General features: G+C 39.6%; 8 protein-coding genes. 5 read left to right on the forward strand and 3 right to left on the reverse strand.

All coding sequences use genetic code 11. From position 1 onward, the window contains the following. On the forward strand, positions 1-2,986 hold a 2,986-nt coding region (locus KK060_RS12560), incomplete at its 5' end, for a UvrD-helicase domain-containing protein (RefSeq protein WP_254154088.1). Positions 2,987-3,033: 47 nt separating this feature from the next. Beyond that, positions 3,034-5,988, forward strand: a complete 2,955-nt coding sequence (locus KK060_RS12565; RefSeq protein WP_254154089.1) for a PD-(D/E)XK nuclease family protein — start codon at positions 3,034-3,036, stop codon at positions 5,986-5,988. Positions 5,989-6,047: 59 nt separating this feature from the next. Here the strand turns inward: KK060_RS12565 and KK060_RS12570 are convergent, their stop codons facing one another. Further along, on the reverse strand, positions 6,048-7,145 hold the full coding sequence (locus KK060_RS12570) for a metallophosphoesterase (protein ID WP_254154090.1): 1,098 nt from the start codon (positions 7,143-7,145) through the stop codon (positions 6,048-6,050). A gap of 200 nt (positions 7,146-7,345) precedes the next feature. Between KK060_RS12570 and KK060_RS12575 the strand changes: the two genes are divergently transcribed. Further along, complete coding sequence (locus tag KK060_RS12575) at positions 7,346-8,530, forward strand: BON domain-containing protein (RefSeq protein ID WP_254154091.1); 1,185 nt, start codon at positions 7,346-7,348, stop codon at positions 8,528-8,530. Positions 8,531-8,800: 270 nt separating this feature from the next. Here KK060_RS12575 and KK060_RS12580 read toward each other — a convergent pair whose 3' ends face one another. Beyond that, positions 8,801-10,000 (reverse strand): THUMP domain-containing class I SAM-dependent RNA methyltransferase, encoded by a 1,200-nt coding sequence (locus KK060_RS12580; RefSeq protein ID WP_254154092.1) that lies wholly within the window; start codon positions 9,998-10,000, stop codon positions 8,801-8,803. A 14-nt stretch (positions 10,001-10,014) separates the two neighbouring features. Continuing rightward, a complete protein-coding gene (locus KK060_RS12585; protein ID WP_254154093.1) occupies positions 10,015-10,773 on the reverse strand; it encodes a biotin--[acetyl-CoA-carboxylase] ligase in 759 nt (252 codons plus the stop codon). 60 nt (positions 10,774-10,833) lie between these two features. On the opposite strand from KK060_RS12585, the gene rsfS reads away from it, so the two are divergent. Then, positions 10,834-11,211: a ribosome silencing factor gene (rsfS, locus tag KK060_RS12590; protein ID WP_254154094.1), complete on the forward strand. Its 378-nt coding sequence runs from the start codon at positions 10,834-10,836 to the stop codon at positions 11,209-11,211. Between the two features lie 63 nt (positions 11,212-11,274). Continuing rightward, positions 11,275-13,326, forward strand: coding sequence for an ATP-dependent zinc metalloprotease FtsH (ftsH, locus tag KK060_RS12595; protein WP_254154095.1), 2,052 nt, complete (start codon positions 11,275-11,277; stop codon positions 13,324-13,326). Positions 13,327-13,425 lie beyond the last annotated feature (99 nt).

The following is a 13,425-nucleotide window of genomic DNA, read 5'->3' on the forward strand; positions in this document are numbered from 1 at the left end:
ACCGAGATCTACAATGCCAACTTCGTCGGCAGCGTCTGTTGTGTATATCAGACAGCTTGTAGGGGATTACAGATTGGAGGTTGAACAAGATGAAGTTCTTCAGGAGGTGGTTGATAACCTTATTGACGAGCTGGGAAGCAATAAGGAACTTACAGATTGGGTTGTTGACTTTGCAAAAGAAAACCTTGAAAACGAACGCGCCTGGGATGTACGATACAGCTTAATAGAATTCTCAAAGGAAATCTTCAGAGAGGAGTTTAAGCATATTGAAGACGATGTTAATCGGGTAGCGGGCCAAAAGGGCTTCTTTAAAAATCTTAAGAATACGCTTTGGGCTATTAAGGGAAAGTTTTTCGCGGAAGTATCAACGCCAGCGCAAGAAGCTTTAAAAATTATTGAAAGCAATGGATGGAGTGTTGAGGATTTTAGCTATGGTAAAAATTCCGGATTACTTACATTCTTTAAAACCTTCGCATTTGAAAAGAATATCAGTAAAATTAAATCACCAGGAGAAAGGATAAGAAATCATTTTACGCAACCGCAAAAATGGCCCAGTAAGACCACGCGCCACAACGCGACCATTCAAAGAGTTGCCGGGGATAAGCTAGTGCCCCTTCTTGAAACCATACTTGATGTATACGATACTTCAATTAAGCAAGCATTAAGTGCTGAGGTAGCGCTTAAGAACCTCTACGTGTTTGGCCTAATTACAGACATCTCGAGGAAACTGAAAGAATATAAGGACGAGAATAACCTGATGCTACTAGCGGATGCTCCTAAATTTTTAAATGGTGTAATTCAGGACAGTGACACTCCTTTTATCTATGAAAAAGTTGGCTCGTTCTACCGGAATTATCTTATTGACGAATTTCAGGATACATCCGGAATGCAATGGAAGAACTTTCAACCATTGATTGTCAACAGTCTTGATCAGGGACATACAAGTTTAGTTGTAGGTGATGTGAAACAGGCTATATACAGATGGCGCGGAGGCGATTTGAATCTATTGCAACAAGAGATTGTACCGCTTATAGGCGATGCGAGGGTTAAGGTCGAAAACCTTGACACTAATTACAGAAGTGCATCGGAAGTAATAAATTTTAATAATGCAGTATTTAAAACTGCATCTACCCTGTTATCACAACAAACATTAACTGACATTACTCAAAAGGCATACCTCGACGTAGCACAGGCAGTAGCCCGAAAAAACGAAAAAGGATTTGTACAAGTTGAATTTATTCAGGAAGAAAAAGAAGAAAATGGGGATGCAATGAATTTTAGACCTGGAAACGAAGACGAATCAACTACAGCTGCACGATGGACGGAAATTGCTTTACAACGAATGACATTTGCCCTCGAGCAACTTCAGCTAAAAGGAGCCGCGCTAAGAGACATCGCCATACTTGTTCGTAAAAATGATGAGGGTCAACGAATAGCAGCGCACTTGTTGAACTTTAAAAACTCTGAAGATGCCAGGAAAGACTGTCGTTATGATGTAGTGTCTAATGAATCATTAAGGATAGACGGTGCATCATCTGTTAACCTTCTTCTGGGTGCAATGTATTACCTTCTTAATGGAGAAGACGCAATTGCACGTGCTCAACTTGCGTATGAGTATGCAAGACTTCATGAGCCTAGTCGCGTATTTTCTGATGTTTTTACTATTACTAACCAAACAATATTTGAAAACAACTTACCAGAGGAATTCACAAAACAAAAGAACCTCTTAAGGAAACTAGGAATACTGGAATTAACAGAAACGTTAATAAAAATATTTAAACTGCAGGACATTGAAGGAGAACTGGTTTATCTCCAAACATTTCAAAACCTGGTACTTGACTTTTATAACAGAGAAAGAAATGACCTTGGTTCATTTCTTGAATGGTGGGAAGACAATAAGCATAAGAAGTCCATTCAGATTTCAGGGGAAGTAGATGCAATTCAAATACTTACTGTCCATAAATCAAAAGGGCTTCAATTCAAATATGTTATAATTCCATTCTGCTCCTGGGGGCTGGATCATGACAATTGGCAGGCACCGAACCTGTGGGTAAGGTCAAAAGAATCGCCATTTAATGAAGCCGGATATATACCTGTGAAGTATTCAAAGAACCTGGAAGAAACATATTTCGCAGACTACTATACGGAGGAAAAAACAAGAACGTATCTTGATAATCTCAACTTATTGTATGTAGCGCTTACACGAGCAGAAGTAGGGATGTTTATTACAGCCCCAGCACCAGAAGTACGATCGTCAAAGGATTCAGTAGCAAGCGTGCTATACCACTGCTTAAATCACGGAGATACATTAAGACCCCAATGGAATGAAGAAACGCTGACGTGGACGTCAGGTGAATGGATGCTCCAGCCATCCGTTTCAAAGAGTGACTCGAATGCTATACAGCTTTCGAGATACTTTACTTTTGATTGGAGAAACAACCTGATTATTAAAAGATCAGGTTCTGAATTCTTTAATGGATCTATTGAGGATCAACGCGAAAAGATCAATTATGGAATTCATATTCATGAAGTATTATCCAGGGTGCAGTATGAAGAAGATGTAGCTGACGTGTTGGACGAAATTACAATTGAAGGTATAATCTCTTTACAAGAAAAAGCAATTGTTGAGGAAGAACTAAAGAGCTTGTTTAGTATTCCGCAAATAAAAGATTGGTTTAGTAAAGATTGGAGTGTAAAAACAGAGGTCCCTATACTACTTCCTGATGGAGATGAAAACAGAGTTGACAGGCTTTTAATTAAAGACAAGACCGCTGTAATTATTGACTTTAAAACAGGAACGCCAAAGAAAAGCGACAATGCACAAGTTCAGCAATACATTGACATTTTACGACAAATGAACTACACAAAAATAGAGGGGTATCTGTTGTATGTACGTGACAAGGAAATTGTTGAAGTGAAAAGTGAAGGCAAACAAAAGCTGATAAGAAAAAAGAACGACAGAGATCAACTCTCACTTGGATTTTAAAAGATCGGTGTTAACAAATTAAGAGAAGCAGAAAGGCAAAGTATTGAATGAAACCATTTCTTAAGGAAATAGCAGAAAAAATATATAAGTCACATCCCAAGTTGGAGGAAGTAACATTGGTGTTACCCAACCGAAGAGCTGCATTATTTATAAGAAAATATTTAAGTGAGTTTTTAACAAAACCGGCATTCGCGCCTCAGCTTTTAACTATAGAAGACTTCATTTCAAGCTTCTCTCCGTTAAAAGTTGCTGATAAACTCGAACTTATCTTCAGGTTGTACCAAAGTTATAATACCATTACAAGAAATGCGGAGTACGCAGAAGGCAACCAAGAACCTTTTGACCAGTTCTACTTCTGGGGGGATATGCTACTGCGTGACTTTGAAGAAGTAGACCGATACATGGTAAATGCTGAGCACCTATTTAAAGATCTTAGCCACCAAAAGGAACTTGATGCAAGCTTCGACTTTCTTACCGAGGAGCAGAAAACATTCTTAAAGAACTTCTGGAATAGCTTTGAAGAAAACGAGACAGCAAACAAGAAAAGATTTCTCAATGTTTGGCGTCAGTTACCAAAGGTGTATGAAGAATTTAAGCAACTATTGACAAGGGAGAATCTGGCCTATGAAGGAATGCTTCACAGAAACGTGGCTACAGATCTTACCGCAGGAAAACTGAATGACGTATTTCAAACTTATAAAAACCGTAAACTAGCTTTCATCGGCTTTAATGCATTTACGGCTGCAGAAGAGAAGATCATATTGTATTGTATAGAAAACGCAAATGCAGAAGTATATTGGGACATTGATGAGTACTATGTAAACAACATCAGGCAGGAGGCAGGCAGATTCTTCCGAATTTATCAGCAACATCCAGTGTTTGGAAAGACATTTCCCGCTGATATTCCTGCAAACCTATCGAAGAAGAAATCTGACAGTACATCGCAAAAGATACAGTTGATTGGAGCTGCACAACCGGTAGGCCAGGCAAAGATTATGTCGCAGCTGTTGCAGGAACAATTACAAAACGGTTTTAAGCCTGAAGAGACTCTTATCGTGCTTCCTGATGAGAAACTTCTTTTACCGGTTCTACACGGCGTTGCAGGTAGTGTTGATACGCTAAACGTTACAATGGGTTTTGCCTTGAGCGCTACTCCCCTGTTTACACTTATTGAGCTATTGACTGATCTACAAATTACCAGAAAGAAGGATCACTTTAACCACAGGCAGGTTTTGGCTGTATTGGGGCACCCCTATGTTGTTGCTGCAGACAGCGTATCGTCAAATAATAAAAGAAAAGAGATATTAAAGCATAATTGGGTAAGTATTCCGAAAGGATTTTTGGCAACAGAAGTACCGCTACACCGACTCATTTTTGTTGAATTCGAAAGTCAGCATGAAAAGGAAGTGTCTTCCCAACTGCTACAGTACCTCAAATCTATTGTTACTGCAATAGGTACCCTTAATGGCATTAGCGATCTGGACAAGGAGTACGCCTACCACTTTCTTAAACTGTTTAACAGACTTGAAACTATTTTTACCGGGGGTAAAGAAGGTCAGGCACAGCAAGAACATAACGAGAGATCTCCAAATAAAAAGATACAAAGTTCGTTAAAGGCTTTTCTCCGGTTATTCAGACAATTGGTTCGGGCTGTTAAGATTCCATTTTCAGGAGAACCTTTACGCGGACTTCAGGTAATGGGGGTACTTGAGACGAGGAACCTTGATTTCAAAAACGTTTTTGTACTATCTCTAAATGAAGGTTCGTTACCTGCCATTAGCAGCAAAGGTTCTTACATCCCTTTCAACATACGGAAGGCATATGGGTTACCTACTGCGGAACACCAGGACTCTATTTATGCCTACTTGTTCTATCGGATTCTACAACGCGCCGAGAACATCTTCCTCTTTTACAATTCAGAAACAGATGTGCTTGGGCAAGGCGAGATGAGCAGATATCTGCAACAATTGATTTACGAATCTGGCTTACCTATCGACAAAAAAGTCTTACATAACTCTATACAACCTCAAGGTATCAATCCCATAGTAGTGGATAAGAATGCCGCTGTTATGGAAGATCTTATGAAGATCAACGAAGGGAATGCATACTTTCAAGGTATTTCTCCTTCAGCTTTAAATACCTATATAGAATGCCGGTTAAAATTCTACTTCCGACATGTGGCTAAAATCAAAGAGGCCGATGAAGTTGAAGAAGAGTTTGATGCACGCGTGCTCGGCAATTTTCTACATGATGTAATGGAGCGCTTCTACAAACGAATCAGGAAGGTGAAACAAAGTAATCTGGTAGACAAATCAGACTTTGATGATTATGAGAAGATAATAGAAAAGTTCATTGATGAAGTCTTCATTGAACAATATCGTTTAGATCCGGGAAAGGAAGTTGTTTATGAAGGGCAAAGTCTGGTGGTAAGAGAAATTGTAAAGCGATTTGCTTTTAGAATTATAGAGATGGATAAGTCATACGCTCCATTTCAAATTGAAGGTTTGGAACAGGGAGGGCTTACGTACTCCTTAAAGATTGACCAACCTCCTTATAAAGCAGTGCTAAGCGGTAAGATTGACCGGGTAGATAGTAAGGAGCATATACTTAGGGTTATAGATTATAAAACAGGGAAAGACAAACTCAATTTCGACAGTATAGAATCGCTATTTGCGAGGGATGGAAAACGTAATAAAGCGGCATTTCAAACTTTACTTTACGCGCTTCTCTACAAGAAGAATTTTATGCAACACGGAAGACTGGCAAGCATGCGTCTGATACCGGGGTTAATTAACCGATTGAATCTTTTTGATGAGGAGTTTTCATTTGGATTAAAAGCAGGTAAAGACCAGATTACAGATGTCGATCCGCTACTACCTGAATTCGAGGAGAGATTAAAAGGAGTATTTAACGAGTTGTTTGATCCTGAGAAACCATTTGATCAAACAGGGGAATTTGAGAACTGCAGATTATGTGCTTATGGCAAGCTTTGTTATCGGTAGTCTAAAGTCCACCTCTATACCTTTAGTTAGAGATGTCTATGATAGTGCATCTTTTGAAATCAGATACGGGTTATTAAATCTTTTAAGGAAAGTTCTTCCAATACAACTCTCTTAGAAATATTATTATCGTCGAACTCCCACTTTATCAATCGTATAAATCCATCAGTTATTTCTATCCCAGTTATATCTCCATCGGAGAAGCAACAACACCCTGTATTGAAGTATGTAGGTCTCATTTGAAGATAATCTTCCCAAATATGGTTATCATTTTTACCTTGCCATGCTATTTGAAGATCGAGAGCCTCTGCCCATTCTTTATTATGATCGTACAACGCTTGTTTCTGCGTTCTGTGCAATCTTTCGAGATGTGTGAGTGATTCAAAAACGGGTTGGTGCGTATGGCCTGTAATTAATATAAGGTCTTTCTGTTGGGATGACCATTCGTACATCATTCGATTATGCGTAGTTTTGAGCTCTTTATCATAGGCAGGTGTGTTCGGATTGATTTTTAAGTATGCTTGTAAAGGTGCCCATATTTTGGAAACAAAGAACTTACTAAACCAGTTGCCATCGCTCTGAAGATCTCCCTGATGGCCATGCGTGCAAAATATGTTTAACGTTTTCCCTTCAATCTTGGTTTGAAGTATCACAGCTTCAAGAACCGCTATTGATGAATTGTAGATTTCTTTGAGATAAACAGGAGCCAAAGGATCGATGTCATAATCAAGATCATGATTCCCGAAGATTTTAGTAAATGCATTTCTGGCTAAGAAGTTCTTCTCCGCTTCAAATGTAGCTTTATTATGCTTCATCACCTGTAACATTGTATTCTCCCACAACTCCTCTGAATCACCAAGAGAGATGAGATGGAACTTGTTTTCATTGTAGTATGCTAATGCTGCAAGATAATTCGGCTCTGCAATTGTAAAATCATCAGCACCATTTCTTCTTCCCTTGTGCTGATCTGAAAAAACAACAAAACTGCTGGTGGAGATTTCAAAAGGGATAATAAATCCTTTCTTACCCGGTGTTTGCTCAACATCCCGCTTTAATTTATCCAATGAAGAAAATATACGTTCAGCATCAGGAGCTGATGAAAACCTTTCGATGAGCCACATAATAGGCCTATATAAAAGAAAACGAAGAAGTGCCTGCATGCAGCAACAATAATATTAAAAGCGTATAACAAAACCGTTATAAGAACTGTAAGCAACAATTATACTCTACATTTCTGAAATGAACCAACAATAAAGATGCGTAGACACTTCTACATCGTTTGACCGCTATGTGTAGTTGCTAGGGGCATAATTTTATTCGCTTAGAATCTTAATCATAATTGTCACAAAACATTAAAATTATGGCAGACAATAATCGTAATCAAAGTAATCAAAACCGTTCATACAATCAGGATTGGGATGACGAGAATTCCAGCCAGGACCGCTGGAATGAAAGCGACTATGGCAACCAGGGTAACAGGGATTATAACCAGAACCGCGATTATGGTTACAGCAGATCCAGATATGGACAACAATCAAAGGAAGGAAACTACGGCAATCGCTCTAACCAATATTCAAGATATAATCAGGGTGATTATGGAAACTCTGATAATGACTACAATTATCGAAACAGCCAGCATCAGGACATGAACTTTGGTTCTGATGATAGAAACTATGGATATGGCGGAAGAGAGTACGGGTCTTCGTACGGAGGAGGAAACTACCAGGGAAATGACTCTTATTATAATAGTGGATTTACTGGCAGCAGCAGCAGACCATCGTATGGAAATTCCAGAAACTTATACGATCGTGAGTATGAGGGATTCAACCGCGGACAAAACAGTGGTTACTCCGGGCTCGGTGGTGCTAACTATGGCGGCGGCAATGAAGACCGAGGAAGACGAAGCTCTGAACAAGGCAGGTCTTTTGGAGGATATAGCGGATCAAACTATGGCGGCAACTTCTATGGTGGACAACGTAGAGACTACGGTAACAATGACACCAATGAACGTTCCTGGTGGGATCGCACGAAAGATGAAGTATCTAGTTGGTTTGGCGATGATGATGCCGAACGCAGGCGCACGATGGACAGACAGCAAAACTATCGTGGTAAAGGACCTCGTAATTACAGCAGATCTGATGACAGGATTAAGGAAGACATTAACGACCGTTTAAGTGACGACCCATGGGTAGATGCTTCTGATATTGAAGTAACAGTTAGTTCAGGTGAAGTAACGCTAACGGGTTATGTGAACGAACGCAGTGAGAAAAGGAGAGCTGAAGATCTTGCTGAAGCAGTATCTGGAGTGAAGCATGTAGAAAATCGCTTGCGTGTGGGAGTTCGCCAGGAACCTTCGGGCAGCACCGGAAGCACGAGCGGTTCGGCAAGTAATATTGGAACCGGGGCATCTGTAGGAACAAGCGCATCTGTAGGCTCAACTTTATCGCCAGGGTCATTTGGAGGCGAAACAGCTGTGTCGCAATCTAATGCAGGAACAACAGGTTCGGGAACAGAAAAGAGTGGTAAATCAAAGTCATACGTTTAATCAAACAATCCAATAACCTGTAAACCGAAAACGTCCTGTTAGCGATAACAGGACGTTTTATTTTCTTCGCCTTAGCCATACTCTGGATTAGCCTTCCTCCGCCCTAGCTAAAGGGTAGCTCCGCCTATTCTCCACTCTCGGTACACTCTTCCTCCACTCTTGCTGCACTCTTCTTATTCTTTTTAAATTTCCAATCCGTGAGCAACAACTTAAATTGCGGGACAATTAATATAAGAAATTAAAGAAGAAAATTCAAGGGAAAGTCACTTTTTAAACATTAGGAGAAGACACATTTTCACCCTCTTTGCGTTCACGTCTGGACCCGGAATACAACTCATATTCAAGTAACCGGCAATCCAGCTTGGCGGTATAAAACTCAATTCTGTGACTGGCTTTGAGTCCGATTTTTTTTGCAAGATCCAGATTACCTGTAAATATATAGCCAGAATATCCCTTGCATTTCTTCTTTAGGAAGTCCCCTATTCTTGCATAAGTTTTCTCAAGCTCTGTTACTTCCCCGAGGCGTTCGCCATATTCAGGATTGAAATAAATAACACCTTGTTTTTCCTGAGGCACTTCTGTTGCTTCAAAATCACACACATCAAAACTGATGTATTTTTCTACCCCAGCCATACCTGCATTTACTTTAGAGATTTTGATGGCATCGTCACTAATATCAGTCGCTTTTATCTCTAACCCTTCAACGTGCTGAATCTGATCTTCCAGCTTTCTATATTCCATCGCGTAAACGTCTTCATCATATCCTTTTACATGCATAAAAGAATAATTAGTGCGATATAAACCCGGTCTTCTGTTTGTTGCCATTAACGCTGCCTCTATTGCCAGCGTGGATGAACCACACATCGGATTTATAAAAGGAGATTTTCTATCCCACTTTGTTGCCATTATTGTTGCGGCAGCCAGCGCTTCCAACATAGGCGCTTTACCTGGTATTTTCCGATAGCCGTGTTTCGCTAATGTTTCACCTGCTGTATCTAAAAAAACTTCAGCCCTTCCCTCCCTCCAAAACAGATGAATCACTGTATGGGTAAGTAGTGGTCCTGAATCGGGACGTGAACCTGTCTTACTTCTTATTCTGTCTACAATTGCGTCTTTAACTTTTACGTTTACAAACAAGTTGTTGTTAACAGTGATATGTTCAACATTACTGGTTACAGAGAAGTAGCCATCAGAAGCAAGTAATTCTTCCCATGGCATTTTATAGAGTGTGTTATAAATATCGTCAGGTTTATTTGCATTAAACTCTTTAAGAGAATAATGAACCTGGCTTGCACATCGAAGGTTAAGATTTAAACGAATACAATCAGTTACGGTACCCCTTAGTTCAACGCCAGTTTGAAACGTGCTTACAGGGTCGAAACCTAACTCAACTACTTCGCGCTCTAAATAAGGCGACAGTCTTTTATTACATGTTATTATAATACGGCTGGGTATATTGAAAACGTTCATTTACTTATCTAATATTAATTAACGTAACTGATTTCCTTAACATCAAAAAATTCAACTCCTTTTGGCGTTTCAACCAAAAGTCTACCATTTTCATCAACACCAATTATTTGCCCTATAAACTCATTCTCTCGCGCTGCAAAAGTATGCTTCTCTTTAATCCAGTAAAGTTTGTTCAAATATTCTTCTTTCAACTGCTTGTAGTCGGCAGCTCTTAACTGAAGATAGCGCGCTTCTAGACAACCTGATAATTCCTGAAGTAGCTCTGGCAGATCATAATTCTTATCTGTTACAAGGCTTAACGAAGTGGCTGTAGTTCTGCTAAAGGTTCTTTGATTAACATTTAATCCTATTCCAAGTATAGTATTTGAAACTTGTGAACCCCGAATTTGGTTTTCTATGAGAATGCCACAAAGCTTTTTCCCGTTTATATATATGTCATTAGGCCATTTAATATTTATCTGGCCGTCAGTTTTATTCCGCAGCAAGTCGTAAATAGCAAGCGAAGCAAAGATATTGAGAAAGAATTGGTTTTTTACCGGTAGAAATGCTGGTTTAAGAATAACGGAGAATGTTAAATTCTTTCCAGGCTCTGCCTCCCAGGTATTTCCGCGCTGTCCGCGACCTAGTGTTTGATGTTCGGTAATAACTACTGTTCCATCAGAAGTATGAGGTTGCTGACTAAGTTCGAGGGCTAAAGTATTGGTAGAATGACATTCTGGCACGAAAACAATGTTTTTAGCCAAGAAAAGCGTATTGGCAGGAATTTTATACAATGTATATTTATTTAGTTTTGTACCTTGATAACAACTATATTAAACCACGAAGATAGATTAATGGCAAGAAAAACGAAGGGTGTGAGTTCAGAGAAACTTAGCCAAGCCATTGTAAAAGGAATGCAGGAAAAGAAAGCAATTGACATAATTGTGATGGACCTGCGGAAAGTAAAAAACGCTGTAGCTGATTTTTTTGTAATTTGTTCCGGCAACTCTGATAAGCAACTTGATGCAATAGCAGATTCTGTTGATCAGGAAGTTTACAAAGCCTTAAAAGAAAATCCCTGGCATACGGAAGGAAAAAACAATAAAGAGTGGATGCTTCTCGACTATATAAATGTTGTAGCGCACGTTTTCAGAAAAGACAAAAGGGATTTTTACGCTCTTGAGAAATTATGGGGCGATGCGGAAGTTACAGAAATTGAGGACGTCCATTAAAACCAAAACCCTTGGTAGACGTTATTGAAATGACTAAATTTTTGATTTTTATATAAATATAAAATGGCGGACAAGAAAGAAAATAATAAGCCTCTGTTACCGAATAGGCCCCCGCGGGGTAACTATCAGATTTGGGTTATCCTGGCAACTATTGCGGTTATCCTTGGGGTAATGTATATAAACAACTCCAGTGACCTGAAGGAGAAATCTCAATATGAATTTGAGCAGATGGTAAAGGCTGGAGATGTAAAAAGAGTAATTCTTATCAAGAACCAGGAATTGGTTGAGATTACATTAAAACAAGAAGCACTTCAGAATGCAAAATATAAACAAGAGATCAACGAAGGCCCTCTTGGAACAAATGTAAACGGACCTCACTTCGTTCTTAAGATTACTTCTATTGATAGATTTGATGAGAAGTTCGAAGAATTAACAAAAAAGCTTCCTGATGAAAACAGACCCGAATATAAGTCTGAAACAAGAGAGAATTATTTCAACCTTTTCATACAGTGGGGATTCCTATTCCTGTTGCTTTTTGGATTCTGGATGCTAATGCGTCGGATGACAGGTGGTGCAGGACCTGGGGGTCAGATCTTTAATATCGGTAAATCTAAAGCTGCTCTTTTCGATGCTGAAAATAAAGTAAAGATCACGTTTGAAGATGTTGCCGGATTGGATGAGGCTAAAGAAGAAGTAAAAGAGATTGTGGATTTCTTAAAGACTCCCGGAAAATTCACCAAACTTGGTGGCAAAATTCCTAAAGGTGCGTTGCTAGTTGGCCCTCCAGGTACAGGTAAGACATTACTTGCCAAGGCAGTAGCAGGTGAAGCTGGGGTTCCATTCTTCTCGTTATCAGGTTCTGATTTCGTTGAGATGTTCGTAGGTGTTGGTGCCGCTCGTGTTCGTGACTTATTTAAGCAAGCAAAAGAAAAAGCACCTTGTATTGTGTTCATTGATGAGATTGATGCTATTGGTCGTTCACGTGGTCGAGGCCAATTACCTGGTGCGAATGATGAACGCGAGAATACATTGAACTCACTTCTGGTTGAAATGGATGGTTTTGCGACCGATTCTGGTGTAATTATTCTTGCTGCAACCAACAGACCTGATGTGCTAGACTCGGCTTTACTACGTCCAGGTCGTTTTGACAGACAAATTAGTATTGACAAGCCAGATATTAACGGACGTGAACATATCTTCAAAGTTCACTTAAAGCCCATAAAGCTTGATCCGTCTGTTGATGTTAAGAAGTTATCGGCACAAACTCCTGGATTTGCAGGTGCTGAGATAGCTAACGTATGTAACGAAGCTGCGCTTATTGCTGCAAGAAGAGACAAGAAGGCGGTAGACATGCAGGATTTTCAGGATGCTATTGATAGAGTAATTGGAGGGCTTGAAAAGAAAAACAAGATAATTTCGCCTGAAGAGAAGAAGATTGTTGCGTTCCACGAAGCAGGACATGCTGTGGCAGGATGGTTCCTTGAGCATGCAGATCCTTTGGTGAAAGTAAGTATTGTGCCTCGCGGTGTTGCTGCATTAGGTTATGCTCAGTATTTACCAAAAGAACAGTTCTTATATCAGACCGAGCAAATGCTTGATGAAATGTGTATGGCTTTCGGTGGCCGTGCTGCAGAAGAAATAGTATTCGGAAAGATTTCGACCGGTGCATTAAGTGACCTTGAACGTATCACTAAAATGGCATACGGAATGGTTACAATCTATGGTATGAATAAGGAGATTGGAAACATGTCGTACTACGACTCAAAACAATCTGATTATTCTTTCCAAAAACCATATTCCGATGCTACTGCTGAGAAAATTGATAAAGAAGTAAGAAGTATCATTGATCAGATGTATAACAGAACCAAGGCTCTGCTTACTCAGCACCGTCAACATCTTGATGTGATTGCTAAAGAGCTGTTGGAGAAAGAAATATTATTCCAGGCCGATCTTGAAAGATTAATTGGTAAGAGGCCTTTTGATAAGCCAACCACTTATCAGCAATTTACCAACGGCCAGGGAAAGTATGAAAAGAAGCAACATGAAAACGAACAACCTGGTGTAGATACACCTCCAACCCTTGAGGGCGAAGTTCCTGATAAAGTTGGGAGATAGGTAGTTGTCATTTATAATCTTATTTTTGAACTCAGGCGAAAGCCTGAGTTTTTTATTTTAATGCCTTACGAATACTGACAGACCGTGTACTCGCAGTTG

It is taken from the genome of Chryseosolibacter indicum (assembly GCF_018598585.1).
GTDB classification, from domain to species: Bacteria; Bacteroidota; Bacteroidia; order Cytophagales; family Cyclobacteriaceae; genus Chryseosolibacter; species Chryseosolibacter indicus.